24 protein-coding genes are annotated in these 25406 nt (G+C 60.3%); 6 read left to right on the top strand and 18 right to left on the bottom strand.

The window, feature by feature from the left end; translation table 11 throughout:
* Positions 1-219 precede the first annotated feature (219 nt).
* A complete protein-coding gene (locus DXZ77_RS00185) occupies positions 220-1455 on the top strand; it encodes a THUMP-like domain-containing protein (protein ID WP_115029008.1) in 1236 nt (411 codons plus the stop codon).
* 97 nt (positions 1456-1552) lie between these two features.
* On the opposite strand, the gene DXZ77_RS00180 is transcribed toward DXZ77_RS00185, so the two are convergent.
* The 6 genes from DXZ77_RS00180 to DXZ77_RS11955 all read right to left on the bottom strand — a co-directional run bounded on the left by DXZ77_RS00180 (position 1553) and on the right by DXZ77_RS11955 (position 9004).
* Positions 1553-3187, bottom strand: a complete 1635-nt coding sequence (locus DXZ77_RS00180; protein WP_115029006.1) for an MFS transporter — start codon at positions 3185-3187, stop codon at positions 1553-1555.
* Positions 3188-3269: 82 nt separating this feature from the next.
* Complete coding sequence (locus DXZ77_RS00175; RefSeq protein WP_258553046.1) at positions 3270-4487, bottom strand: amidohydrolase; 1218 nt, start codon at positions 4485-4487, stop codon at positions 3270-3272.
* Positions 4488-4968: 481 nt separating this feature from the next.
* Positions 4969-6009, bottom strand: a complete 1041-nt coding sequence (locus DXZ77_RS00170) for an o-succinylbenzoate synthase (RefSeq protein WP_181815972.1) — start codon at positions 6007-6009, stop codon at positions 4969-4971.
* 72 nt (positions 6010-6081) lie between these two features.
* Positions 6082-8130, bottom strand: a complete 2049-nt coding sequence (locus DXZ77_RS00165; protein WP_115029003.1) for a phosphotransacetylase family protein — start codon at positions 8128-8130, stop codon at positions 6082-6084.
* 124 nt (positions 8131-8254) lie between these two features.
* On the bottom strand, positions 8255-8731 hold the full coding sequence (locus DXZ77_RS00160; protein ID WP_115029001.1) for an NUDIX hydrolase: 477 nt from the start codon (positions 8729-8731) through the stop codon (positions 8255-8257).
* Between the two features lie 117 nt (positions 8732-8848).
* Positions 8849-9004 carry a hypothetical protein gene (locus tag DXZ77_RS11955; protein WP_181815971.1) on the bottom strand — a complete coding sequence of 52 codons (156 nt, stop codon included), beginning with the start codon at positions 9002-9004 and terminating at the stop codon, positions 8849-8851.
* Positions 9005-9149: 145 nt separating this feature from the next.
* Between DXZ77_RS11955 and DXZ77_RS00150 the strand changes: the two genes are divergently transcribed.
* Complete coding sequence (locus tag DXZ77_RS00150) at positions 9150-10130, top strand: 1,4-dihydroxy-2-naphthoyl-CoA synthase (RefSeq protein WP_115028997.1); 981 nt, start codon at positions 9150-9152, stop codon at positions 10128-10130.
* A 62-nt stretch (positions 10131-10192) separates the two neighbouring features.
* On the opposite strand, the gene DXZ77_RS00145 is transcribed toward DXZ77_RS00150, so the two are convergent.
* On the bottom strand, positions 10193-10429 hold the full coding sequence (locus DXZ77_RS00145) for a hypothetical protein (RefSeq protein ID WP_147279120.1): 237 nt from the start codon (positions 10427-10429) through the stop codon (positions 10193-10195).
* 443 nt (positions 10430-10872) lie between these two features.
* Here DXZ77_RS00145 and DXZ77_RS00140 point away from each other — a divergent pair, with 443 nt between their 5' ends.
* The 4 genes from DXZ77_RS00140 to DXZ77_RS00125 all read left to right on the top strand — a co-directional run bounded on the left by DXZ77_RS00140 (position 10873) and on the right by DXZ77_RS00125 (position 14646).
* Positions 10873-12081 carry an acyltransferase family protein gene (locus DXZ77_RS00140; RefSeq protein ID WP_181815970.1) on the top strand — a complete coding sequence of 403 codons (1209 nt, stop codon included), beginning with the start codon at positions 10873-10875 and terminating at the stop codon, positions 12079-12081.
* A gap of 9 nt (positions 12082-12090) precedes the next feature.
* Positions 12091-13359, top strand: a complete 1269-nt coding sequence (locus DXZ77_RS00135; RefSeq protein WP_115028991.1) for an AMP-binding protein — start codon at positions 12091-12093, stop codon at positions 13357-13359.
* A 42-nt stretch (positions 13360-13401) separates the two neighbouring features.
* Positions 13402-13641 carry a PLDc N-terminal domain-containing protein gene (locus tag DXZ77_RS00130; protein WP_115028989.1) on the top strand — a complete coding sequence of 80 codons (240 nt, stop codon included), beginning with the start codon at positions 13402-13404 and terminating at the stop codon, positions 13639-13641.
* Positions 13642-13749: 108 nt separating this feature from the next.
* A complete protein-coding gene (locus DXZ77_RS00125) occupies positions 13750-14646 on the top strand; it encodes a 1,4-dihydroxy-2-naphthoate polyprenyltransferase (RefSeq protein WP_115028988.1) in 897 nt (298 codons plus the stop codon).
* Here the strand turns inward: DXZ77_RS00125 and DXZ77_RS00120 are convergent, their stop codons facing one another.
* The 11 genes from DXZ77_RS00120 to DXZ77_RS00070 all read right to left on the bottom strand — a co-directional run bounded on the left by DXZ77_RS00120 (position 14647) and on the right by DXZ77_RS00070 (position 25281).
* The gene (locus DXZ77_RS00120) at positions 14647-14928 is read right to left on the bottom strand and encodes a DUF4229 domain-containing protein (RefSeq protein WP_181815969.1); all 282 of its coding nucleotides are present in this window, start codon (positions 14926-14928) and stop codon (positions 14647-14649) included.
* A 5-nt stretch (positions 14929-14933) separates the two neighbouring features.
* Positions 14934-16004: a c-type cytochrome biogenesis protein CcsB gene (gene ccsB, locus DXZ77_RS00115; protein ID WP_115032314.1), complete on the bottom strand. Its 1071-nt coding sequence runs from the start codon at positions 16002-16004 to the stop codon at positions 14934-14936.
* Entirely contained in the window at positions 16004-17626 is a 1623-nt protein-coding gene (resB, locus tag DXZ77_RS00110) for a cytochrome c biogenesis protein ResB (protein ID WP_115028984.1), read from the bottom strand. The genes ccsB and resB overlap by 1 nt, the downstream gene beginning before the upstream one ends.
* Before the next feature lie 36 nt (positions 17627-17662).
* Positions 17663-18427 (bottom strand): cytochrome c biogenesis CcdA family protein, encoded by a 765-nt coding sequence (locus DXZ77_RS00105; protein WP_115028982.1) that lies wholly within the window; start codon positions 18425-18427, stop codon positions 17663-17665.
* Positions 18424-19017 carry a TlpA family protein disulfide reductase gene (locus DXZ77_RS00100; protein ID WP_115028980.1) on the bottom strand — a complete coding sequence of 198 codons (594 nt, stop codon included), beginning with the start codon at positions 19015-19017 and terminating at the stop codon, positions 18424-18426. The genes DXZ77_RS00105 and DXZ77_RS00100 overlap by 4 nt, the downstream gene beginning before the upstream one ends.
* The gene (locus DXZ77_RS00095; protein ID WP_115028978.1) at positions 19014-19685 is read right to left on the bottom strand and encodes a histidine phosphatase family protein; all 672 of its coding nucleotides are present in this window, start codon (positions 19683-19685) and stop codon (positions 19014-19016) included. Before DXZ77_RS00095 ends, DXZ77_RS00100 begins: the two co-directional genes overlap by 4 nt.
* 30 nt (positions 19686-19715) lie before the next feature.
* Positions 19716-21038 (bottom strand): glutamate-1-semialdehyde 2,1-aminomutase, encoded by a 1323-nt coding sequence (gene hemL / locus DXZ77_RS00090; RefSeq protein ID WP_115028976.1) that lies wholly within the window; start codon positions 21036-21038, stop codon positions 19716-19718.
* 89 nt (positions 21039-21127) lie between these two features.
* Complete coding sequence (gene hemB, locus DXZ77_RS00085; protein ID WP_115028974.1) at positions 21128-22126, bottom strand: porphobilinogen synthase; 999 nt, start codon at positions 22124-22126, stop codon at positions 21128-21130.
* Positions 22123-22968, bottom strand: coding sequence for a uroporphyrinogen-III synthase (locus DXZ77_RS00080; RefSeq protein ID WP_115028972.1), 846 nt, complete (start codon positions 22966-22968; stop codon positions 22123-22125). Before DXZ77_RS00080 ends, hemB begins: the two co-directional genes overlap by 4 nt.
* A 1-nt stretch (position 22969) precedes the next feature.
* The gene (hemC, locus tag DXZ77_RS00075; RefSeq protein ID WP_115028969.1) at positions 22970-23926 is read right to left on the bottom strand and encodes a hydroxymethylbilane synthase; all 957 of its coding nucleotides are present in this window, start codon (positions 23924-23926) and stop codon (positions 22970-22972) included.
* Positions 23923-25281: a glutamyl-tRNA reductase gene (locus DXZ77_RS00070; protein ID WP_115028967.1), complete on the bottom strand. Its 1359-nt coding sequence runs from the start codon at positions 25279-25281 to the stop codon at positions 23923-23925. Before DXZ77_RS00070 ends, hemC begins: the two co-directional genes overlap by 4 nt.
* Positions 25282-25406 lie beyond the last annotated feature (125 nt).

The following is a 25406-nucleotide window of genomic DNA, read 5'->3' as shown; positions in this document are numbered from 1 at the left end:
GCCGTACCCGCGTATGCACGCCAACCCGCGAGCTGCTCCGGACCGCCACCGGCGAACCTCACACACCCTCGCAAAGCTGGCACTTGAACATCACGAGTGCTAACTCTGAATTTAGGCCTGGTCTGGCACTCGGTCAACTCGAGTGCCAGAAATAATTCCCCACCCCTAACCCGACGTGCATAAATCGCCCAACCCAACACAACACGAGAAGATGAGCACATGGACCTCGCCACAGTGCACCAACTCGCCTCACCCCAAGGATGGAGCCTGCTGGCCGCCCTCCCCCCATACGACGAAAACCACGCCACCGCCCTCAACACCGAACTACGCAACGCCGGCTACCCCGCCGACCTCATCGCCGCCGCACTCACCCAATCCCGCCTACGCGCCAAAGCAGCCGACAAATTCGGCGAATTCGCCGACGGCATGCTCTTCACTCCCGACGCCCTCGAACAAGCCACCCGCCTAGAAATCGCCGCACACCACGCACACCGCTACGTACGCGCCAACATCCACCACATCCACGACCTCGGCTGCGGCATCGGCTCCGACGCCATGACCTTCGCCAGCCTGGGCATCGCTGTCACCGCCATCGACGCAGACCCCGCCACCGCAGCCCTAGCCGCCCTCAACCTGCGCCACTTCCCCCACGCCGAAGCACACACAGGCCTCGCCGAAGACACCCCCCTACCCACTGACACCACCCACACCGGCATTTGGCTCGATCCAGCCCGCCGCGACACCACCCACAGCACCTCCAGCGGCAAAGCCACCCGCCTGCACAACCTCGACACCATCAGCCCACCGTGGTCCTTCGTCGAATCCGTCGCCGCTCAGATCCCAGCCACCGGTGCCAAACTCTCCCCCGCATTCCCCCGCAACCGAATCCCTGCCGGAACCCAAGCCGAATGGACCTCCCTGCACGGCGATGTCCTCGAATGCGCCATCTGGTGGGGCCCCCTGGCCGAACAACCCGGCCGAACCGCCACCATCTTGGGCAACCACCCACCCATCCACGTTCATCAAAACGACACACCCACCACCCACTCCTACGCCACCACACTCCCCAGCGAAGGAACACACCTCTACGAACCCGACAAAGCCATCATCGCCGCCGACCTCACCGGCGCCCTCACCACCGCCGTCGACGGAACCGAGCTAGCCCCTCACGTCGGCTACGTCGCCTCACCCAACCGCACCGAACTGCCTTGGGCCACCCGATACACCGTCATCGCCGCCATGAAACCCAACCCCAAACACGTCCGAGCCTGGCTACGCAAACGCGGCAGCGGACGACTCACTCTCAAACGACGCGGAGGACGCATCACCCCCGAAACATTCCGCCGCGAACTCAAACTCGATGGGCACGGCCCTGAAACCATCGGCATCTTGACCAGTGTCGCGGACAGCCCAGCTTTCCTGATCGTCGAACGCGACTGCACCACCACTCAATAACAAACCCAGGCAGGGGCAACCAGACAAAATAAAAAAACTAGGTGGCCGCTCCCCTCTTCACGAGACGAGCGACCACCTAGTTGGACTGAAGCAGCCCCTACTTCTTGTAGGCACGTCCTTCAAGATCCTTAAGACTGGAGAGCGGAAGTTCAGAAAGACGCCCTAAAACAGCCGCTTTCTCCTCATCCAGTGTGGGCTGTGGTGCCGGAGCGGCACTGCCTTCTGGTTGGCTCTGATCTTTCCTGCCAATTCCCTTAGGAACAGTCATAACAATCGAAATGATTGCCAAAAGAAGGAAGACAAGGTTAACGCCCAGAGCGATCATGCCAGCTTGACGCAAGCTCATATTGTCGGCACGTCCCTGCATGTGGAGGACGTGGCCAACGATGTCTGCAGGCACGCTCGTCATCGCAGTGAAAACTGCTAGAGAAACTGCCGCACCGATAGCGCCACCGAGGCTGGAAGCCATTTTGTAGATACCGGCTCCTGAACCAGCTTGCGCTGCCGGGAGATTCGAGAGAGCAGCGTCAGTCGATGGCGTGGCGTAGAACGCCAGACCGAAGCCGAAAAGGCAGTAAGCAATGATCGCCATAATCACGTACTGGCCAATGAGTACGTGCGTCATCATCAGAAGCAAGCATGCTGCGATGACGATGAAAGTTCCCCACAGCATCGGTTTGCGGGGACCGAACCGTTGCAGCAGCTTCTCACCGACACGGATGAACGCGATGATGAAAACGCCGTAACCAATGGTGAGCAGGCCCGCATCCCACGCGGTGTATGCCGTCCCGTCGGCTTTACGGCCAGCGAGCTGAATGAGCTGTTGGCTGACAATGAGCATGCCAATAGTGGCGTTAAGCAAGAAGTTACTGAGGGTGGCCCCAGTGAAAGTCGTGTTCTTGAAAAGCGCGAAATCAATGAACGGGTTAGCTTTGCCACGCTCAACGAAAACGAATGTCCCCCAGGCCAGAAGAGCAAGAACTGCCAAACCGAGGACTGTGGGGCTACCCCAACCGAGCTTCTTACCGAAAAGCAGCACGATCATGAGCGACAACGTGCCGACGATGAACAAGAGAAGACCCACGATGTCGAACGCGGCTCGCTGGCCAGTGTGAGCGACCTTGTTTTCGGGAGTCCCCAAGATCATGACGAACGCGATCACTGAAATAACAATCGAGGCAGCAAAAATGCCGCGCCAACCAACGTACTGAACAACAAACCCACCGAAAAGAGCAGCAAGACCAGAACCACCCCAGCTACCGATAGACCACATTGATACTGCACGTTGTCGTGCCGGGCCATCCCAGTAAGACTTCACAAGCGCCATCGAGGCAGGCATGATGCAGGCTGCAGAGAATCCCTGGATGGCACGCCCCACCAGGAGCAATGGCAACGCGGCAGGCCCTGCAGCAAACAGCAGCAGCGCAGACCCGATGATGCCCGCAATGATTCCGACCTGGGTGATCTTGACTCGGCCAACCTTGTCGGCCGTTCCACCCATGAGGACAATAAACAGGCCTGAGAACAGGGCAGTGATACTCACTGCCAAGTTCATCGCTGATGCATCGACGTGTTGGACTCCGCCAGCATTAACGTCAGCCATGATGGCCGGAGCCACCGTGCCAGCTGTTCCAGCGAACAACCAAAACGTGATGACAGCAAGCACGATGCCCCAAAGGAGCTTTTCCGTGCCTTGATAACCCACCGGTGGGGTGGTGTTAGTGGCATTCATGTAGGGGACCTTCTTTCTCAGACGCCGCGGGGAAAGGCGCCGGTTGGGTGAACGGGAAGGTAACGACCCACCCGAGGGGAGATCACGCTTTGCGGAGGAATCCAAGGACCGCCGAAACGGCAGCTTCAGTGCCGGTGGTCAGCGTCGGTTGGATAGCTGGCGCGAAACTCGGGTTGTGGTTCGGATAAACCGGGGAACCTTCGGTATATCCACCGAGACCCCAATAGACGTAGGGCACGTCGAAAGCGCGAGGAATATTGCTGAAATCTTCTGAAGCAGTGACGGGAAGCATGTACTCAACACGCTCGGCCCCCAGTCCTTCACGAAGAGCTTCGGTGACAGCCAGGGCAGCCTGTTCATCGTTGTCGGTGAGCGGATAACTGTCGGAGTACTCAAACTCTGGTTCTTTGGGGCTGCGCGAAGCCTCGCATTCGGATTTGACGATGCGTTCCATCGCCTCAACGAGCTGGTCCCGGATGTCCTCGGAGTAAGCACGGAAGTTGATCCGCAGCTCAGCACGATCAGGAATGATGTTGGCTTTTTGTCCGGCCTGTAGCGCACCGACGGTGATGACTCCGAAATCGCCGGGGGCAATCTCGCGGGCCACCACTGACTGCAAACGCACAACGATGGAGGAGGCCAGCAAGACCGGGTCAACTCCCAAGTGCGGCATTGATCCGTGGGAGCCTTTTCCGTACACAGTAACTTTGGCAGACACAGCGGTTGACAGGATCGGCCCGGACGCGACCGCTACTTTGCCAGCTACGGGAGAAGCCAAAACATGTTGCCCTAGACACACATCGGGCTTTGGAATCGCTTCAATGAGTCCGGCATTCACCATGGATTGGGCGCCTTGAGCAGTTTCTTCTGCAGGCTGGAAGAGGGCAATGTATGTACCGCTCCAGGTGTCTTTATGCTCGGCAAGCAGCTGGGCAGCGCCAAGGCCAGCGACGACATGCATGTCATGACCGCACGCGTGCATAACGGGCTGTTCGATGCCGTCCTGGTCTTTCATGACCTTTGTTGAGGCGTAGTCAAGGCCGGTTGCTTCCTGCACGGGAAGAGCATCGATATCTGCACGGAACAAGACGGTGCGCCCCTGACCATTCGCCAGGACTCCCACCACGCCGCCGCCAACTTCCTTGACGTCGTAACCGTACTCAGTGAGCTTGCCCACAATGAGTGCACGAGTTTCAGTCTCGACCATAGAAAGTTCAGGGTTCTCATGGAGGTGCTTGTAAAGAGTCTCCTGCATTTCAGCTAATGCCGGAACCTTGGCGGTGATATCAGCGATAGACACGACCGGACCTTTCCTCTAAGAAGATGAAGGGCAATGGCAACCGGGTATCAAGGAGTCAGTCGATCGCCCTCATATATTTTTATTTACCCAGTGTTATCACCAGCGGACGCAGCGGCACGGACTCCGTATAACCACACCGAAATCTTGACCTATACAAGAGATAAGGATCGACCAAGACAAAGAAATCTTGAAACTATTGAGCTGTTCTCCCCCAAGAACCCGCCTAGGACACTGGGGCCTCCGATGCCATCTCCAGTGACTTTCACTCGAGATGGCAGGGGAGCTAGCAGTAAGCAGCAGCACACCCCATCCAAAACACAGCTACCATCAGGACGTAAGCACTCAAAGTGACGTAAGACACAAATAGGTAGCCCCAGTAACCAGATTTTCTGTAAAAAAATATTTACAAAAATAATCTGACTTTCTCGAAAAGACCACTCTTCACATTTACAGGAACCTCGCCCACCTGAAATCCCTCCCCTCAAAGTCCTGGAGAATCACACACATAGCGATAAGCGCTCCCCAGCCGTTGATGCCACCACTGCAGCCGCTCCACGGGCGCCTCAAACTGCTCCACCAAACCTGAATCCACCTCCACAGACCCCACCGGAAGCACACCCCCTCTAGGCACCAATGAACTACGCGATACATCCCCAGCCAGCAACGCAACCGTGCCTAAACCACACGCAAACTCAAGCTCTGGAAGCGCAGCCGCAAGCGCCACCCCAGCCCCAATACCAACCGAAGTATCCAAAGCACTACTCACCACAGTCGGCAATCCCACCTGCTCAGCAATCTCAAGAGCACGGCGCACACCCCCCAACGGCGCCACCTTGACCACAATGAGATCAGCGGCCTCAGCACGAGCAACTCGTAAAGGATCTTCCGCCTTACGGATCGACTCATCAGCAGCGATACGCACACTGCAACCCGCCGTTACAAGAGCGCGACGAAGACGCGCCAAATCATCCACCTCAGCCACAGGCTGCTCTACATATTCAAGGCTGTACCGCGACAACACAGCAATAGCCTCCACCGCAGTGCGCACATCCCAACCCGCGTTAGCATCTAGACGCACCGGAACATCCGCTCCAACATAATCCCGGACCGCTGCAACCCTATCCACATCCTCAGCTAGGCTCTGCCCCTGCTCAGCCACCTTGACCTTCACTGCAGCGAACCCGTCATAACGATCGAGAATGTCCGGCACTCGACTAGCTGGCACAGCTGGAACCGTGGCATTAACCGGAACAACTTCACGAACCGGTTCAGGCCAGCCGCACCAGGCAGCCTCAATCGCCGCAGCCAACCACCGTGAGGACTCCGCCGGGCCATACTCCACAAAAGGCGACCATTCCCCCCAGCCAGCAGGCCCTCGAAAAAGCATGGCCTCCCGATGAGTCACCCCACGGAAACGCGTGTTCATAGGAATACGGACCACACACGAGGCATCAAGCAATTCCGCCAAAGTTGGCCAAGAAGACACACACGCAGAACGCAGCGAAGGCACAGAAGAATGCATCGTCCTATCCTGGCGCCTAGAACAGAACGACGCATCCACTACCTACTCATTTCCACCCGCCGGCACACCGGCTCAGGCGCGATCCGTGAGAACCGCCGTTAAACCGATCGTGTCCGTAATCTCTGGGCCACCACCACGCTGCGGCAACCCCGCAAATGGCTTGGCGTAACCATTCAGCAACGGGCCAACCCGGCTACCCTCAACATGCCGTTGGGCCTCACGCAGCGCTTGCTCTCGAGCCTGAGTCGAATGGAACACAAGAACCGAAGCATTACCAACAGAACCACCACCAGAACGCACACCCCCCTCAAGCGGACGGTCAAAGAACTCTTTAAGCTGAATCGGCTCTGCAACAGCCAAATCAGGACGTCGAGTAACAAGAAGGTCCCGGCACTGAGTCATCAACTCAAGAGTTCCTGCAGAACAATCCCCCTCAGAAACGAACGTAACCGTCGGGTAAATACCCAAAGAAATAGCGCGATCAGCCGCCAGCTCAGCCGAAATCACAATCTGCTCAACCGTGGCGTTCTCCCCATAGGCAGGGCCAGCATAAATCTGGATGGACTCCTTATCGAGAAGATACGTACTGGTCCCCACCGAAGTAACTCCAGGAGACAAACCGATAAGTTCGTCAGCCAAACGCACCAAATCCGAACCGGTATCGATACGGTCACCCACCACAGACTGCACTTCCTCCATCGCAAGCAAAACCATGGAGTAAGTAAGCGGATCAGCCAAATCTCGGACAGCCACCTGTTCCTCAACACCACGTTTAGCCGCCAAATAGCGCACAACCTCAGGAGCAGGGCTTGCAACATCAATGATCTGCGCCGCATCAGGCATAGGGATGTGGTGAAGAGCAGCAACCTCACCAATTTGCTCAGTAGACCCAACAAACAAACACGTAGCCATACCGAAATCGAGCAACGCCCGGGCAGAACGGAGCATGTCGACAGTGACAGGACCAGGCAAAGCTGTGGCGTAACGCTTAGTACCCAACCGCTCCATCACCGAAGCCCGCAACTGAATATATGTAGCGCGACGTGGCTGCTCATTCTCCTGCAAACCGCGGAGCCACTCAGTAGAAAACGCTTCGGCATACGTCTGTTTCGTCATCTGTGCACGCTCTTCGTCATCAGCGGGAATCTGCATCTGGATGCCGTTCACCGCCGAAGCCGCCTCATACGTGAAGTCATCCGTCGCCAACAAAGGCATACCCGCCTCCAACGCTGGCGCACACAAACTCATCACATTCTCGCTAGGCAAAAGACCGCTCGTCAGAAGCACACCCGCTGGACGAACCCCCTTAATCTCAGCAAGAGCAGCAGTCATAAGAACATCCGGACGATCACCAGGGGTGATGACAAAACGCCCCGCCTCAGCGGTACGGTCCACAACACCTGGCATACCTTGAGCAGCGATCATCGTGTGCTCAACACGACGATCCATATCGCCCTCAGAAACAACCGTCAGACGCAGCTGATGAACAATGTCACGCACCCGCAAACGCTCAAGCTGAGGACTATGCGGAACAGCAGCAACAACCTGCAAATTCCGGGCTTCAAGATCACGCTGAACATCACCCAGCAGCCCCTTGTCATCATCCTGAATACCGACAATGACAACGCCAATAACCCGGCCTGGGCGACGGTCAGTAAAAGGACGCGCAGCCATCGCGACATGATCAACAACTTCGGCCAAACCCTCGGCAGCTGTGGCAACAAGAAGCACATCAGCATCAACACCCACGGCAAACTCTTCATTGAACTGATTCGTCAAAGAAGTCCCGCGAATAGGGGAAAGCCCCTCAAAAACCACCGCTTCATGCGCCAAAACATCACGCATCTCAAAAAGCGCCGAAGACAGCATAGTGTCACTGCCATACATGGCGTAATTACGCATCGCGGTATCAGAAGTAACCGGCTGTGGCGGACGCAACCGCGTCACCAACCGAAACACCTCAACAGATTGATCCTCGTTACCCTTGCTGAACTCCTGCGCAATGGGTTTGGCATAAGCCACATTCACACGCGTCTCGGACAGCGCCTGAACCAGGCCTAGACACACAGGAGTCACAGGCTCCCGATGACCGGCGGGTACCACGAGAATCCGTCGTTGCATGCTGCGCTCCTCACCACGACACCACCCACGGCCGTGGGCGGAGACTAGGACAGTCCTGCCTCCTCATCGGCCAATGCGACCGGTTAGCAAGCACATAGCGCAATCGTGTGCACAAGAACACGCATCAGTCGTAAACGACCTCACCATCATCACGACACGCAATCTCAATCGCCTCACGATGACGACCCTCCATCGGCGGAAGATCTGTCACCGGCCACCACCCCACCTCAGAAGACTCATCGTCTCCCACCCGCGGAACACCACCTACCCACCGACACCGAAAAGCAACATCAACATAAGCAGACTGATCACCATTGGGATAAGTAACAACCGGCGTCACTCGCACAGCGATCAACCGCTCAACCTCAACATCAATACACGCCTCTTCCTTCGCCTCACGCACCGCCGTCACCGCAGGGGGTTCCAACGGATCAACCACCCCAGTCACCGGGGTGTACTCACCGTTATCAGAACGACGCACCAACACCACCTCCACCCCCCGACCACCCTCACGCACCACCACAGCAGTCACACCCGGCAGCCACAACAGATCGTGCCCCACCTTGGCCCGCAACCTCGCAACATGTTCAGGGATCGGCATGCACTCAAGGCTAGACCCACCCCACAGCTCTTTTTCTGGGCCTTACCTAGCCAGCCAATGCGACACAGCTGCCTTCACTTTCCATTAGACCCCTCCTGCTGCGCGACCGTTTCCCCCTCACGGTCGATCCCCCACAGCCCCCGAAGACTGCACCCTGTACACAGTCTCTTTGGAGTAAGACTCCTGCTGCTGAATCGGGTCTACATACGCAGAAATAAAACTAGCCCCCATAAACAACGCCGCCACACCTACAAAAAATCGTTGCCTCCTCATGACAACCAGTTTTTCCCTGTACCACCCCACCGGTCATCCGCCCCCAGTCTGCAAACCACCTGACACCCCTACACCTAAAGTCGCACCCCACCTACCCCCAAAGTCGCATCCCACCAGAACAACACCGCAAGCCTAGGCTTGCCACATGGACACCGTGTCACAGACCTTCGACCCCACTACATGGGAGACAGTTCCCGGCTTCGAGGACCTGACCGACATCACCTACCACCGCAGCACCGCCCCCGGCCCCGTCCCCGGACGCCCCCTGGGCTGCGTGCGCATCGCCTTCAACCGACCCGAAGTTCTCAACGCATTCCGACCACACACCGTCGACGAGCTCTACCGCGCCCTCGACCACGCCCGCATGACCCCACACGTGGGAACCATCCTCCTCACCGGCAACGGCCCCCACCCCACCCCAGGCAAATCCCCCACCACCAACGGATGGGCCTTCTGCACCGGCGGAGACCAACGCATCCGCGGACGATCCGGATATCAATACGCCAGCAAAGACGCCACCACCGGCGAGGAATCCCACACCAACATCGACGAACAACGCACCAAAGCCGAAGGTGGCCGCCTCCACATCCTCGAAGTGCAACGCCTCATCCGTACCATGCCCAAAATCGTCATCGCCGTCGTCAACGGCTGGGCAGCAGGCGGCGGACACTCCCTCCACGTCGTCTGCGACCTCACCATAGCCTCCCGCCAAAACGCCCGCTTCAAACAAACCGACGCCGACGTAGGCTCCTTCGACGCCGGTTACGGCTCCGCCTACCTCGCCAAAATGGTGGGCCAAAAATTCGCCCGCGAAATCTTCTTCCTCGGCCGCGAATACACCGCCGAAGACATGCACCGCATGGGCGCCGTCAACATCGTCACCGACCACGACGACCTCGAACACGAAGCCATCCGCGTCGCCACCGAAATCTTGAGCAAATCACCCCAAGCCCAACGCATGCTCAAATTCGCATTCAATCTCACCGACGACGGGCTCATGGGCCAACAAGTATTCGCCGGAGAAGCCACCAGACTGGCCTATATGACCGACGAAGCCATCGAAGGCCGCGACCAATTCCTTGAAAAACGCAACCCCGACTGGAGCCCCTTCCCCTGGTACTTCTAACCTTCCTTTATCTGAACTTTCGCAAGATAGAAGTTCTCACAGTGCCCAAGAATTCTTCATCACTACTGTGATGAATCCTTTATTCGATGCACCTGACACTTCACCTCTTGCCCGTTTACTCCCTCCTGCTGAGCAATCACTTTCCCCTCATGATCAATAATCTTGCAATGCAAAGTTCCCGAAGCAGGAGCAGTAGCCGAAACCATCGGACCTGCACCAGCGATCATTTTCTTACTCCATGTCGAATCGGACACCTCTTCAGAAACAATCATGGGACCATTCAGACCGTCCCTCTTCAAGGGGAAAACCTTCCCCAGAGGATCTGAAGAATCCAACCGGTATTCAACCTCTTTGGAGTAGTAATCCCGCACACCCTCACATCTTCAGGTTTCGCATTTGCATACACACAAAAACCACTAGCGCTTACAAACAGCGCTGCCATACCTACACACATTTGTTTCATCTTCATAAAAATCAGTGTCACCACTCGTCCACCCCTCGGTAATCCACCCCCGGCCCCAAACTCACCCCCACATAACTACCCCCAAAGTCGCACACCATCTACCCCTTCAGTCGCACATCACTTCACCAGCACATTTGCCGCACCGCACCCCACATCCGTAGCGTCAACACCAACTCCCCTAACAAAACCCCACAGCAGCCCCACCGACGCGGCCTGCCTAGGATGAACCCCGCCCCCAACGCACCCGCACCAACACACCGAGAGGGAACCCCAACCGACGTGAGCAGTCACGCCACCTCACCGTCTCCACACCCCTCCCCCACCCCCACAACACCACCACGACTCCGCTGGATCGACGCCTCACGCGCCGTCGCAGTCATCCTCGTCGTCCTCTTCCACGTCACCATCGGCCACTACTACCTCATGGCCTGGGTCGGCGGACTCGAAACCGGACGATGGGCACGCATCAACCAAATCCTCTCCATCATCCGCATGCCCCTGCTATTCGCCCTCTCCGGCGTACTCGCATCCGGAAAAATCCACCGAGGATTCCGCCGCGGCAAAGCCATCCTCGGCGCCGCCACCAACTACTGGCTCTACACCATCTGGCTCATCACCTACGGCATCTTCATCCTCTGCATGCCACCAGACTTCCCCACCCCCCACAAAGTCGCTTCCCTCGACCAGTGGCTCATCCAACTCTGGCTCCCCAACACCTACCTCTGGTACCTCTTCGCCCTATCCACCTACATCCTCCTCTTCACCGCACTACGACGCGTACCCCCCTGGATCACCCTCACCACACTCTTCATCCTCCACCTCATCGCCGTCCAGGCCTGGTCACTCGAAAGCGCACTCTGGACCCGCGCCTTCACCTACGCCATCTTCTTCGGCCTAGGCGTACACGGCCGCGCCATCCTCACCCGCATGGCAAGCAGCCCACCCCTCACCATCCTCACCGCCATCACCTCCTGGGCCATCTACCAACCCATCGGCATGACCCGACTCCTCAGCCTCGCCCCACCCGGCCCCGGCTACGCCACCCTCATCGCTCTCCTCTACATCACCCTCGGCCTGACCGCAGTCGGCTTCGTCGGATGCCTCGTCCGCATCCCCCACCTAGCAACCCCCCTGACCTACCTCGGCCACCACACCCTCGGCATCTACACCCTCCACATCCCCCTAGCCACCATCCTCAACCTCATCACCCTCGGCCTAAGCACCGGACTCGGCAGCACCATCCGCAGCATCCCCTGCGCCGTTTTCCTCTACCCCATCCTCGCCACCACCATCGTCATCGCCGGATGCGTCCTCCTAGAAAAAATCCTCCGCCGCATCCCCACCCTCGCCTTCCTCTTCACCCTCCCCAAACCCCTCGCCAAAGCATGCGAACACCTACGCACCACCCTCAACAACACCACCCCCACCCGAAAAAACAACACAACCACCACCCCCCAACCCCGCACCCATCCACCCGCACATGAGTAGGGTGACCCCGTGCCGGAACCCACAACCACCACCCCCATAACTCCCCTCACCATTCCCACCCACGGCGACCTCACCCCCGCCTACACCACCCTCCGACACGCCCTCGACGGAAACACCCCCCTCCTCATCCCCACCGCCTCCGACCACACACCCCCCACCACAGCAACCACCGCAACCAACCTCCCACCCCAAGCCACCCTCGCCATCTCCACCTCCGGATCAACAGGAACCCCCAAACTCGCCACCTGCACCGCCACAGCACTCCATGCCTCCATCACCGCCACCGAACACGCCCTCGGTGGCCCCGGCCAATGGATCCTCACCCTCCCACCCCACCACATCGCAGGACTGCAAGTAATCCTGCGATCCCTCGCAGCAGGCCATGACCCCATCCCCATCCACCGCACCACCAGCTTCACTGCCACACACCTGGCCACCGCCCTCCACCAAGCCCAAACCACCACCCCCAACACCCCCCACTACACCTCACTCGTCCCCACCCAACTCGCCCGACTACTAAACACCACCGAAGGCATCACCACACTGCGCCAACTCGACGCCATCCTCGTCGGCGGCGCAGCAACCCCCACCGAACTCATCAACCGCGCCAAAGACCACAACATCAACCTCATCACCACATACGGCATGAGCGAAACCTGCGGCGGCTGCGTCTACAACGGCCACCCCATCGGCGACACCACCATCACCTTCACAAACAACACCACCACCCCCACACGCATCCAACTCACAGGCACCCACATCGCCCACGGATACCTCAACCCCACCGACAACCCCACCACCCTCACCCTCAACACAAACACACCCTTCACACACCACCCCAACGGCACCCGCACATACCTCACCGACGACATCGGACACATCAACCCCGACGGCACCCTCACCCTCGAAGGCCGCACCGACGACATCATCAACACCGGCGGCCTCAAAGTCCTCCCCACCCACGTCGAAAAGGCCCTCGCCCCACACCTACCCCCCGGAACAACCATTCACGTCACCGGAATACCCCACCCCGAATGGGGAACCACCGTCGCCGCAGCCTTCGCCCCCACCAACCCCACCCACATCAAACACCTTCAACAACTCATCCCCACCGCACTGACCGCCGCCCGCGAAACCCTCCCCCCACACGCCATCCCCCGCCACACCATCGTCCTACCCCACCTACCCCAACGCGGCCCCGGCAAACCCGACCGCGCCGCCATCCGCAACACCCTCATCCGCACACAACCCCGCCCTGAAAACCCCATGCCAGAATGAACCTCACCCCCACACCCACCGGCGAAAAGAACGGAAAACGTTGTGATCCGGGTAATCGGCACTCTGCTCATCCTCGCCTACAGCATCTACACCCTCGTCGACTGCCTCAACACCGACGAACAACACATCCGCGCCCTGCCCAAACCCCTCTGGGCACTCGGAATCTGCCTCTTCCCCATCGTTGGAGGCACCGCCTGGTGGCTCGCCGGACGCCCACAACGCCCCCGCCCACAACGACCTATCGGCCCCGACGACGACCCCGATTTCCTCCGCGGTCTCTAACCTCACGCACCACCACCGCACACCACACTCGCCCACACGCCACAATGGCTACCTCCAACCGAACAACACACCAAGCAATCTGACTAGCCACACAAGGATTCACACCCCATGGCCACGTACAAGGAATGGGTCCAAGGTGCACGCCCCCGCACACTGCCCGCAGCCGTAGCGCCCGTTGTCATCGGCGCAGGATCCGCCTACGCGGTCGACCGAGGAATCTTCCCCTTCGCCGTACTAGCCCTACTCGTCGCCCTCGCCCTACAAATCGGCGTCAACTACGCCAACGACTACTCGGACGGCATCCGCGGCACCGACGACACCAACGTACGTATCGGCCCAATCCGCCTCGTCGGTCAAGGACTCGCCACACCCCAAGCAGTCAAAAACGCAGCATTCATCTCTTTCGGCGTCGCAGCATTCTTCGGCTTAGCCCTCGTCGCATTCGCCAACACCCTATGGATGATCGGCGTCGGCTTGCTCGCCATCGTCGCCGCCTGGTTCTACACCGGAGGTAAAAAACCCTACGGATACCTCGGACTCGGCGAAGTCATGGTCTTCATATTTTTCGGACTCGTCGCCACCTTGGGAACCACCTACACCCAAACCCTCTACATCACCCCGGCCTCCATCGCCGGAGCAGTCGGCGTCGGTTCGCTCTCCTGCGCAATCCTCATGGCCAATAACCTCCGAGACATCCACACAGACCCCGGCGCAGGAAAAATCACCCTGGCAGTCCGCCTCGGAGAACCCGGCGCACGCTTGGCCTACGCAGGCATGATCGCCGTCGCAGCAATCTGCTCACTTATCGCTGGTTTCTTCCACCCAGGTGCCTGGTTCTGCCTCATCACCTTCGTTTACATCATCCCCGGCGTACGCCAAGTACTACGCGGATCCAGCGGTCGTGATCTCATCACCGTCCTGGGCCGCACCGGAAAATTCACTCTCATCTACGGCATTTTCCTAGGCCTGGGCATGGCCATCTGGCGTCTACCCGCTATCGGCTAATCAGCGGAACGAATCCGCCTCAGAATCTTCCTCAGCAGAAGACTGATCTACCTGAGCCCGACGCTCGGCTTTCTCTTGCCGGCGACGCTCAACTCGTTCAGCCACATCAACTGCAAAGCGATCCCGCAACTTGCCCAAAGTAAACAACGAAATCAACATCGAAACCGTGGCGGCCACCAACAGCAGCACTAGTGGGTCTTTAAGACCCACTAGCCAGAGAATCAACAGGCACGCAAGGAAAATGCTGATCCGAGCGAAGGAATAAACAATAGAAGGACGCATATCAATCACAGCCCCGAGTAAGAGTGCATGCCTGGGAAAAACATGTTCACGATGGTGAAGTTCACAATAATCGCCATGTAGCCGATCACAGCGATGACGTTCGACTTTTTCAAACTCCATCCACTTGTGGCGCGAGAGTGCAAATAAGCCGCGTAGATCACCCAGATGACAAAAGTCCATACCTCTTTGGGGTCCCAGCTCCAATAGATGCCCCAGGCTTTTTGCCCCCAGATTGCCCCTGCAATGAGCGTGAAAGTCCACAACGGGAACGCAGTGATGTGCAGGGCGTAAGAGGCCCGATCCAGAGCCGCGGCGTCTGGAAGCAGTGCGAGCAATGAGGCCTGCTTGCCTGTTCCTTCACGCAGTTTTCGTTCATGGCGAGCTTTAGCCAAATGAAGCAGCAACACCACGAATGCGAGCGTGAACACGGCTGTCGCCAAGATCGCGATCGGAACGTGAATAACCAGCCAGGTGGACTTCAATGATGGAACCAGTTCCGCTGCAGGGGCATACCACACTGTGATGGCAAGCCCGAGCATCAACAACACCGGCGTCACAACAAACACACCCATCCATTTGAGTGGTCGTTTCAGCCCCAATCCCAAAAAAACCGCCATAATGAGAAAAGCTGCGGCAACCGCGAACTCGAACATGTTCGATACAGGGGCTCGCTGTACGGAAAGGCCTCGTAGCACCATCGACACAAACAAGGTCATGGTGCCTAGCCACCCCAACATGGTTGCTATCGCACCGGAACGAGCATCAACTTCCTCAATTTTCCGGTTACTCAACTCCTCGACGGCTGAACCGTGCAGGATTCCCAATCCGCTCGAATCGAGAGAACCAATACCTAGGCGTTTTTCATTTTTGTCCGCTGTTCTGGCACCTTCGGGTGGAACCGGAGCATTCCCGGCGGTTACTGGTGTCTGTTCGTTTTCTGCTGTAACGCGGCTGCCTCCGGTAGCAGCGCGAGCCACCCCCAAGAAGATCGCGTATCCGATCATGGCGCAGGACAGCATGGCCATGGCGGCGTAGAGGGCGTAGTTGGACAGCAACGCGAGCTGCTGATTCGTCATCATGCCTGCCTCGGTGTGTTGGGGTGGCCGTTGGTAGTTTTCGTTTCTTTGGCTTCTACAGCTGCGCAGAGCCTGTGCGCCAGTTCAGTTATCGCGTCGTTCAGTAGAGGGTCTTCGCCGCGGGCGAGGCCACCGACGTGAACGGTGTTGTGTGTGGAGCCATTGTCGGTGGTGTCCGTAGTGACGCGGATGTAGACGCGTCGACGGCGAACGGTAAGAGAGATCATCAAGCCGATCAATGCGACAAGGGAGGACACGAGTGCGAGAGTTTTGCCTGGATCGTAGCGGGTGGATAGGCCTGCCCAGCGAGGGATGTTTTGCTCAAGGGTGACGCTGCCCAGGTTGTTGGGCAGTTGCACGGTGTCACCGGGGCGTAGCCAGAGTTGGGCTGGTTTGCCGTCGGCGTTTTTTACTTTGGTCATGCGGGTGGTGTCCAGGCTGTAGACGGATTGAGGACCACCGGAGTAGAGGTCACCGGTGTAAACGTCTAGTACTAGGAGGGGGTTTTCGAGGTCGGGGTAGACAGATACGGGACCGTTTTTATCGGTGAAAGCACTGGGTAGGAGCACTCCGGTGAATCCGAGTTGTTTGGGCTGTGCGCCTACGACTTTGACGGCTCCAGTGGAGGTGTAGACGCCGTCTTGGGGCAGGAAGGGTGTGGATTGTCGATAGAGCACCTCGCCATCTGGATTCCGGACAGTGATGGTGGGGGCGTACCCGTTGCCGAGGAGATACGTCCAGGCGTCTCCGAATTGGAGGGGTGCGTTGACTGCGAGGGGTTTTTTGCTGGTTGTTCCATCAGGCATGGTGATGGTGGTTTGGGCGGAGAAGTCACGAGCCTGGCCGAATTGGGGGGCGTCTGGGCGATCTTGGAACTTGACGTGAAGTGAGTCGATGCGCAGTTGCCAGGGGTCGAGGGTGTTGGGGTTGACCCATGGTCCGGGCGCGAAGGTGTCGTAGCTGGAGACGTCGTTGACGAAGCCGGTGCCGACGGGGACGATGCGGTCTGCTTTCCAGCCGACGAGGTATCCGATGGCCAAGGCCACGATGACGACAACTAGGCCCAGGTGGAAGGCGATGTTTCCGGTTTCGCGCAGGTGGCCGCGTTCGGCGGCGATGGAGCGGTCTTCGTCTGCGGGGCGCATGCGGAATCGGGCTTTTCCGAGCATGACGCGGGCGGTGTGGAGGATGTCTTCTTCGCTGGCTGTGGTGGTGAAAGAGCTGTAGGCGGGGAGCCGGTTGAGGTTTCGTGGAGTGCGCGGTGGTAGGGAACGCAGCGCTTTTATATGTGCGCCGATGCGGGGAATGATGCAGCCGATGAGGCTGAGGACGAGCAGGAGATAGATAGCGGAGAACCAGGGGGATATGAATACGTCGAAGAGTCCGACTGTGTCGAATATGGCGCCGATGGTGGGTCGTTGGTTGATCCATTGGGTGACGGCAACGGCGTTGGTGGTGCGTTGGGGGAGCATGGAGCCGGGGATGGCTGCGACGGCGATCAGCAGAAGTAGGAAGAGTGCCGTACGCATGGATGTGATTTGTCGCCAGGCCCAGCGTGCCCATCCTCGTGGGCCGAGGCGTGGCTGGGAGCTGGGGGCTTGGGGTGGGGTGTGAGTGCTCATGTCCTGTTCCCGTTGCTGCCTGCCGGGGGCTGGGTGTTAGAGGGCGGTCTGGAATCGGTTGACGAGGGTGGTTTGGAGGTAGTGGACGATAGTGTCCCATGCTCCGGTGAGCAGGAGCAGTCCGACGGTGAGCAGGAGCAGTCCTCCGGCGATGTGGATTGCGTGTTGGTGGCGGCGGAGCCAGGTGGAGGCGGTGAGGGCGTGTTGCCAGCCTGCGGCGATGAGCAGGAATGGGATGCCTAGTCCTGCGCAGTAGGCGATTCCTAGGAGTGCACCGCGGGTGATGAGTCCGGTGTCACCGGCGAGGTTGGTGGCTAGTGCGTAGATGACGGCGTAGGTGGGGCCCATGCAGGGCGCCCAGCCTAGGCCGAAGATGATGCCGAGCAGGGGGGCGCCGGCTAGGCCGGTGCGTGGTCGCCAGCTGGGTGTGTAGGTGCGTTGGGTGCCGAAGCCAAGGAAGATGAGGGCGAAGGCGATGATGATGATGCCGCCGAGGCGGGTGAGCCAGGGGGTGTAGTTGTGTAGGGCTGCGCCTGCTGCGGAGGCCAGGAGTGTGCCGGTGATGAAGACGGTGCTGAATCCGAGGACGAATAGCGCGGCGCCCAGGAGGGTGCGGTTTCGGATTGGGGTGGGCTGGTTGGGGGTGTCGGTGGTGTGAGCGATGCCGCCGACGTATCCGAGGAATCCTGGGACGAGGGGTAGGACGCAGGGGGATGCGAAAGAGATGCTTCCTGCAGCGAGGGATATGGTCAGGGCGAGGAGCAGGTTGCCGTCGGCGAGGACCTGTGTGAGGTCTGTCATGTGTTTTTTCCGTTGCGGACGTCGTCGATGAGTCCGGTGAGGGTTGAGGCGGTGGCGAGGGCTCCGGAGATGCGTGCGGCGACGCGGCCTTGGGTGTCGATGACCAGGGTGGTGGGGGTGGCGTTGGCTAGGCCGTTGAGTGAGGAGGCGAGTTTGCGTTCGGGGTCGGTGAGTGAGGGGTAGGTCAGGCCCCATGCTTTGGCTGCTGCGGAGCCGGTTTCTGGGCTTTCACCGACGTTGATTCCGATGAATTGGATGTTGGGGTCTTTGTTGTAGGGGGCGCGTGCTTTTTCGAGTTGGGGTGCTTCGTTTTGGCAGGGTTGGCACCAGGATCCCCAGATGTTGAGGACGGTGATTTTTCCGCGGTTGTCGGTGATGTTCCAGGGGGTGCCGTCGAGGAGTTTTCCGTTGAGGGTGATGGGGGTTTTGCGTTGGTCGGCGGGTAGGCGTTGTACGGCGCCGTCTCCGGTGACGTAGCCGAGGTCGTCGCCGCGGCGGGCTTGGTTGGCGATGGTGTTGCCGCTGGTGCTGCAGGCGGTGAGGGTAGCGGTGAGGAGAAGGGTGGTGAGGGTGCGTGGGGTGTTTTTCATGCGCCGACTCCTCCGGTGGATCCGGGGTAGAGTTCGGCGGCTGGTTCGCTGTAGGCGATGGCGATGATTTCGTGGTCGCGCAGGGTGAAGCTGGTGATGGAGGCGAGGCCGCATTCGCGTTTGCGGGGGTCGTGCCATAGGCGGCGGCCTTCGACGGATAGGCGCAGTTCCCAGATGGGGAGTTGGTGGGAGACGGCGACGACGTCGGCTCCGTCAGCGAGTCGGTGGGATGCTTCGACGGCAGCGTGGAGGGCTTCGCGCATGCGGGTGGCTAGGTGGGTGTAGGGCTCGCCCCAGGAGGGGCGGAAGGGGTTGCGGATAAGTTTCCAGGTGGCGGGGTTGCGCAGGGAGGCTTGTCCTTGGCCGAATTTATGTCCTTCGAAGGAGTTTTGGGCTTCGATGATGCGGGGGTCGGTGTAGATGGGCAGGTTGTGGTTGGCGGCGACGGGTTGGGCGGTTTCTTGGGCGCGTTCTAGCGGTGAGGAGACGACCAAGCCAACGGGGAAGTTGCGGAGGGATTGTGCTGCGAGTTCTGCCATGGCGTGGCCGCGTTCGGAGAGGTGGTAGTTGGGTAGGCGGCCGTAGATGATGCGTGCCGGGTTGTAGACCTCGCCGTGTCGCAGGAAGTGCACCGTAGTTTCGCGGCTGCTCTTGCTGCTTGTGCTCATCGTTGACGCCTTTCGTGCCGGTTTGTGGGGTCAGTTGGTGGTTGCTTGTGCGGCTGCGTTGGCTGCGGCGGGTAGGGCGGTAATGATCTGGTCGATGGCGGTGTCGTCGTGGGCTGCGCTGACGAACCAAGTTTCGTATGCGGAAGGGGGTAGGTGGACGCCGTTGCTGAGGAGGCTGTGGAAGAAGGCGGCGAAGGCGTGGGTGTTTTGGGTGCTGGCCTCGGCGTAGTTGCGGACTTCGCCTTCGCGGAAGAAGACGGAGAACATGGATCCTGCCCATTGGATGTGGTGTGGGACGCCTGCGGTGGTGAGGGCTTGGCTGGTGGCGTTGGCGATGGTGGCGGCGGTGGTGTGGATGCGGGTGTAGAGGTCTGGGGTGCAGGCGCGGAGTGTGGCTAGGCCTGCTGCTGAGGCGATGGGGTTTCCGGACAGGGTGCCTGCTTGGTAGACGGGGCCGTTGGGTGCCAGGTGGGCCATGTGTTCGGCTTTGCCGCCGAAGGCTGCTGCGGGGAAGCCTCCGCCCATGACTTTGCCGAAGGTGAACAGGTCGGGGGCTCCGGAGGCGGTGGGACCTTCATGGCCGTACCAGCCTGCGGCGGATACGCGGAAGCCGGTCATGACTTCGTCGGAAATCATCAGGGCACCGTGTTGGCGGGTGATGGATCGAATGGTTTCGGTGAATCCGTCGGCGGGTGGGACGACTCCCATGTTGCCTGGGCAGGCTTCGGTGATAACGCAGGCGATGTCGTCGCCGTGGTTGGCGAAGGCTTCGTGGAGGGCTTGGGGGTTGTTGTAGGGAAGGACGATGGTTTCGGCGGCGGCGGTGGCTGGGACGCCTGCAGAGTCAGGTAGGGCGAGGGTGGCGATGCCTGAGCCTGCGTGTGCGAGGAGGGCGTCGACGTGGCCGTGGTAATGGCCGGCGAATTTGACGATTTTGGAGCGTCCGGTGATGCCTCGGGCGAGGCGGACTGCGCTCATGGTTGCCTCGGTGCCGGAGTTGACGAGGCGGACTTGTTCGACCGGTTCGACGCGGGCGACGATTTCTTCGGCGAGAGCGACTTCGTTTTCGCTGGGGGTGCCGAAGCTGAAGCCTTTGTGGGCTGCGGTGGTGACGGCTTGGAGGACGTCGGGGTGTGCATGGCCGAGGATCATTGGTCCCCAGGAGCAGACGAGGTCGACGTAGCGGCGTCCGTCGGCGTCGATGAGATAGGGGCCGGAGGCGCTTTCCATGAACCGTGGAGTGCCGCCGACGGCGCGGTAGGCGCGTACGGGTGAGTTGACGCCGCCGGGGATGACTGCGCTGGCGCGGTCGAGGAGGTGTTCGGAGGCGGGGGCGGTCATGGGGTAAGGCATGGCCCCATCATGCCGCACGTGTAGCTGGGGGTCAGTTCTGCGTGTGATTGTGGTGTGTGTTGGGGTGGCTGTTGTTGGGGTGTGGGGGGTTATCCGAGCAGGTGGGCGGCGTGGAGGGCGTGGTAGGTGAGGATGGAGCCGGCTCCGGCGCGGTTGAGGCAGGTGAGTGATTCGAGGATGGCGCGGTCGCGGTCAATCCAGCCGTTGGCTGCGGCGGCTTCGAGCATGGCGTATTCGCCGGAGACTTGGTAAGAGCAGACGGGGACGTTGACGTTGGCTGCAATGGTGGCGAGGACGTCGAGGTAGGGCATGCCGGGTTTGACCATGACGATGTCGGCGCCTTGTTCGATGTCGAGTTCGGTTTCGAGGAGGGATTCGGCGATGTTGGCTGGGTCTTGTTGGTAGGTTTTGCGGTCGCCGGTCAGGGATGAGGAGACAGCTTCGCGGAAGGGTCCGTAGTAGGCGGAGGCGTATTTGGCGGAGTAGGCGAGGATGATGGTGTCGGTGTGTCCGGCTTGGTCGAGGGCGTCGCGGATGACACCGATTTGGCCGTCCATCATTCCGGAGGGGCCGACGATGTGGGCTCCTGCGTTGGCTTGGGATACGGCCATGGATGCGTAGCGTTCGAGGGTGGCGTCGTTGTCAACATAGGTGTTTCCGCGGCTGTCTGTGGCTAGGACGCCGCAGTGTCCGTGGTCGGTGAATTCGTCGAGGCAGGTGTCGGCCATGACGAGTAGGTCATCGCCTACGGTGTCGCGGACGCGGGATAGTGCAGTGTTGAGGATGCCGTTGGGGTCGTCGGCGCCGGAGCCGGTGGCGTCTTTGTGCGTGGGGACGCCGAAGAGCATGATGCCGCCGATTCCGGCGTTTGCTGCTTCGCGGGCTGTGGTGAGTAGGGAGTCCATGCAGTGTTGGACGACTCCGGGCATGGAGGTGATGGCAGTGGGGTGGTCGGTGTCTTCGGCGATGAAGACGGGAAGGATGAGTTGGGCTGGGTGGAGTCGAGTTTCGGCGACGAGTCGGCGGATAGCAGGTGTGCTGCGTAGGCGGCGGGGGCGGCGGCGTAGGGGTTCGTGGTTGTCGTTCATGGTTTCTCCGGCTGCGTGGTGGTGTGGTTTTGGGTGTTTTTTGGGTGGGGTGGGTTGGTTTGCGCGTAGGTGGCGAGTGCTTCGACGAGCGCTTCGGAGGTTGCTTGTGGGGGGATGATGTCCACGCGTAGTCCTGCGTTGCGTGCGGCGGTGGCTGTGGAGGGACCGATGCAGGCGATGAGGGTGTTGGGGTGAGGTGGGCCGGTGAGTTTGATGAGGTTGTTGACGGTGGAGGCTGAGGTGAATAGGGCGGCGTGGTAGGAGCCGTTGGTGATGGCGTCGTGGATTTCTGGTGGTGGTGGGGGTGCGGCGGTGGTGCGGTAGGCGGTGACGTCGATGGGGTTCCAGCCGAGTTTGCGTAGGCCTTCGGGTAGGAGGGGTGGGGCGATGTCGGCGCGGGGTAAGAGGATGTCTGTGGGGGTGGTGGTGGCGGTGGGCCAGATGTCTAGGAGTCCGGCGGCGCTGAAGCGGTGAGGTGGAGTCAGGGTGGTGTTGATGCCCCAGGTGTTGAGGGCGGTGTGGGTGACGCCTCCGACGCAGGCAACGCGGGTGTGGGTGAAGTGGGTGTTGCTGGGTTGGTTGGGGTGGAGTTGTTCGAGGGTTTTTCGGGTGGCGGTGACGGCGTTGATGCTGGTGAAGACGGTCCAAGCGAATCGTCCGGTGGGTAGGGCGGCCAGTGCGTTGTGCAGGGGGGTTGGGTCTTGGGGTGGGGTGATGCAGATGGTGGGTACGGCGTGGCCGTGGGCGCCATGGCGGGCGAGGGCGCTGATGGTGGCGGCGGCTTGTTCGGGAGTTCTGGGGACGAGTACGCGCCAGCCGTGGAGTGCAGGTGGGGTGGTCACGTTAGCGCTGGGTGGGTTGTTCGGCCAGTACGTGTTCGCGTAGTTCGGTTCCGACGTCGATGGCGAGGCGTTCGGCTTGGCCGGCGGGAGCGGTGCGGCGTAGGCGGATGGGTCCGGTGGTGGTTTGGACGAAGGTGTCGAGCAGGATGTGGGGTTCGGTGTCGGTGTCTGGTGGGGTTATCCCAGTGGCGGTGGCGGCTGTGGTTGCGGTGAGGAGTTGGGCATAGACGCCGATGGGTGCGGTGCATCCGGCTTCGAGGGTGGCCAGTACGGTGCGTTCGATGTGTGTTTCGAGGCGGCTGGTGGGGTTGTCGATGAGGGCGAGGGCTTGGCGGATGTCGGTGCTGTCGCTGCGGCATTCGATGGCTAGAGCACCTTGGCCTGCTGCGGGTAGGACTGTGTTGGTGGGGAGGTATTGGCTGATGCGGTCGGTGAGGCCGAGACGGCGGATTCCGGCTCCGGCGAGGATGACGGCATGGAGGCGGCCTTCGTCGACGTGGGCGATGCGGGTGCCGACGTTGCCGCGGATGGGTTTGAGGTTTAGGTCAGGACGGATGGCATGGAGCTGGGCGGCGCGGCGGGGTGAGCCGGTGCCGATGGTGGCGCCGTGTGGAAGTTCTTCGAGGGTTTCGTTGTGGGCGCTGATGAGTACGTCGCGGACATCTTCGCGGGTGGGGATGGCGGCGATGGTCAGTCCGGTGTGGGGAGCGACGGGGAGGTCTTTGAGTGAGTGGACGGCGAAGTCAACGTCGCTGTTCAGGAGGCGGTGGCGTAGTGCGGAGGCGAAGACTCCGGTTCCGCCGATTTGGGTTAGGGGGGCCATGTTGATGTCGCCCTCGGTGATGACCTCGACGAGTTCGGATTCCACTCCGGCTTGAGCGAGTTGGTCTCGTACCCACCTGGATTGGGTGGTGGCGAGTGCGCTGCGGCGGGTTCCGAGCTTGAGGGTGTGGCTCAACGGTTCAGTCTCCTGGGGTCCATGATGGCTCCGGCGACTTCGCCGGGCATGGGTGCGCGAGGCCCTACGGTGGGCGGGGCCGAGACGGTGGCGGTTTCGGTGGCGTCGAGGTCGAAGAGTGCGCGGAGGGCTCCGGTGTAGTCACCGAGTGGTGATGATGCGAGTTCTTTGACGCGCACGGTGGGGGTGTGCAGGATTTTTGTGGCGACGCGGCGGACTGATTGTTCGATTTCGGCGCGGACTTTGGGGTCGAGGTCGGTGGGCAGTTTGGTTGCCAGTCGCGCGAGTTCTGCTTTGACGACGTCGGCGGATTGGCGTCGTAGCGCAGCGACAGTGGGGGCGACCTCGGATTGGCGTCGCATGAGCATGAATTCGGCGACTTCGGCGGTGACGAGGTCGGTTACTTCGGAAACAGCTGAGGCGGTGGCGTCTCCGCCGCGCAGGGATTCACCAATGACGGCGAGGTCTGCGACATAGGCGTGATCGGTGACTTCGGGAGCGATGTCGCGGGGTAGCGCGAGATCGAGATAGGCCTGTGGACGGCCTTGGCGGGCTTGGGCGATGCGGGCGGCCATGTCGCCGGTGACGATGTGGTCGGTTGCGCCGGTGCAGGCAACGATGAGGTCGGCGCGGGTGAGGTGGGTGTCGAGGTCGTCCCAGTCGCCGCTGGTGAGGCCGAGTCCGGATGAGAGGTGGTCGGCTTTGGCCCGGGTGCGGTTGATTACTAGGACGTCAGTGATTCCTGCACGGACGAGGGTGGTGGCAGCCAGGGCACTGATGGCTCCGGCGCCCATGACAACGACGCGTTTGGTGCTGAGGTCGCCGATAGCTTGTGTGCATAGGTGCAGGCCGCGTTCAACTAGTGAGGGTCCTGCTTTATCGATAGCGGTGTCGGAGTGGGCTTTTTTCCCAACGCGTAGGGCTTGTTGGAAGAGGGTGTTGAGTACCGGGCCTGCTGTTTCGTGGCGTTGAGCGTCGGCGAGGGCTGCGCGCATTTGCCCAAGAATTTGGGCTTCACCGACGGCCATTGAGTCCAGCCCACAGGCGACGGAGAATGCGTGGGCTACGGCGCGGTCTTCGTAGTGGACGTATAGGTGGTCGGCCAGGTCGGCGCGGCAGACTCCGCTGGCTAGTTCAAGGGCGTCGCCGATGTCATCGATGGCTCCGTGGAAGGTGCGGGCTTCGGCATACACCTCGATGCGGTTGCAGGTGGTGATGAGTGCTGATTCGGCGATGTGTTGCGAGGAGCGCAGGCAGTCGCGGAGGGCAGCGATGCCGTTGGCGTCGAGGCTGGCGCGTTCCAAGAGGTCCAGCGGGGATGTGCGGTGAGACAGCCCCAACACGACAAGACTCACGTGTTGCTCCTCCTACGGCGTTTTCCCGAGTTGGTGTTCTCGGGGGCGGGCCCGGTGTGAGGGTCCGTTGGTTCTGCGACGGTCGTGCCTACTTTTGGCACTCTTCTCACAATAGGCCAGTTCAA

The sequence above is a fragment of the Dermatophilus congolensis genome (assembly GCF_900447215.1).
GTDB classification, from domain to species: Bacteria; Actinomycetota; Actinomycetes; order Actinomycetales; family Dermatophilaceae; genus Dermatophilus; species Dermatophilus congolensis_A.
The sequence above is the reverse complement of the archived record's forward strand: the minus strand, read 5'-3'. Positions and strand labels throughout refer to the sequence as shown.

Bases quoted from the DNA above. Each gene is read 5' to 3' on its own strand.
- DXZ77_RS00105 (WP_115028982.1), bottom strand. From the start codon at position 18,427: ATGACAGACCTCACACAGGTCCTCGCCGACGGCAACCTGCTCCTCGCC.
- hemB (WP_115028974.1), bottom strand. From the start codon at position 22,126: ATGAACGACAACCACGAACCCCTACGCCGCCGCCCCCGCCGCCTACGC.
- resB (WP_115028984.1), bottom strand. From the start codon at position 17,626: ATGAGCACTCACACCCCACCCCAAGCCCCCAGCTCCCAGCCACGCCTC.
- DXZ77_RS00150 (WP_115028997.1), top strand. From the start codon at position 9,150: ATGGACACCGTGTCACAGACCTTCGACCCCACTACATGGGAGACAGTT.
- DXZ77_RS00095 (WP_115028978.1), bottom strand. From the start codon at position 19,685: ATGAGCACAAGCAGCAAGAGCAGCCGCGAAACTACGGTGCACTTCCTG.
- DXZ77_RS00165 (WP_115029003.1), bottom strand. From the start codon at position 8,130: ATGCAACGACGGATTCTCGTGGTACCCGCCGGTCATCGGGAGCCTGTG.
- DXZ77_RS00125 (WP_115028988.1), top strand. From the start codon at position 13,750: ATGGCCACGTACAAGGAATGGGTCCAAGGTGCACGCCCCCGCACACTG.
- DXZ77_RS00170 (WP_181815972.1), bottom strand. From the start codon at position 6,009: ATGCATTCTTCTGTGCCTTCGCTGCGTTCTGCGTGTGTGTCTTCTTGG.
- DXZ77_RS00185 (WP_115029008.1), top strand. From the start codon at position 220: ATGGACCTCGCCACAGTGCACCAACTCGCCTCACCCCAAGGATGGAGC.
- DXZ77_RS00160 (WP_115029001.1), bottom strand. From the start codon at position 8,731: ATGCCGATCCCTGAACATGTTGCGAGGTTGCGGGCCAAGGTGGGGCAC.
- DXZ77_RS11955 (WP_181815971.1), bottom strand. From the start codon at position 9,004: ATGAGGAGGCAACGATTTTTTGTAGGTGTGGCGGCGTTGTTTATGGGG.
- DXZ77_RS00180 (WP_115029006.1), bottom strand. From the start codon at position 3,187: ATGAATGCCACTAACACCACCCCACCGGTGGGTTATCAAGGCACGGAA.
- hemL (WP_115028976.1), bottom strand. From the start codon at position 21,038: ATGCCTTACCCCATGACCGCCCCCGCCTCCGAACACCTCCTCGACCGC.
- DXZ77_RS00100 (WP_115028980.1), bottom strand. From the start codon at position 19,017: ATGAAAAACACCCCACGCACCCTCACCACCCTTCTCCTCACCGCTACC.
- DXZ77_RS00120 (WP_181815969.1), bottom strand. From the start codon at position 14,928: ATGCGTCCTTCTATTGTTTATTCCTTCGCTCGGATCAGCATTTTCCTT.
- ccsB (WP_115032314.1), bottom strand. From the start codon at position 16,004: ATGACGAATCAGCAGCTCGCGTTGCTGTCCAACTACGCCCTCTACGCC.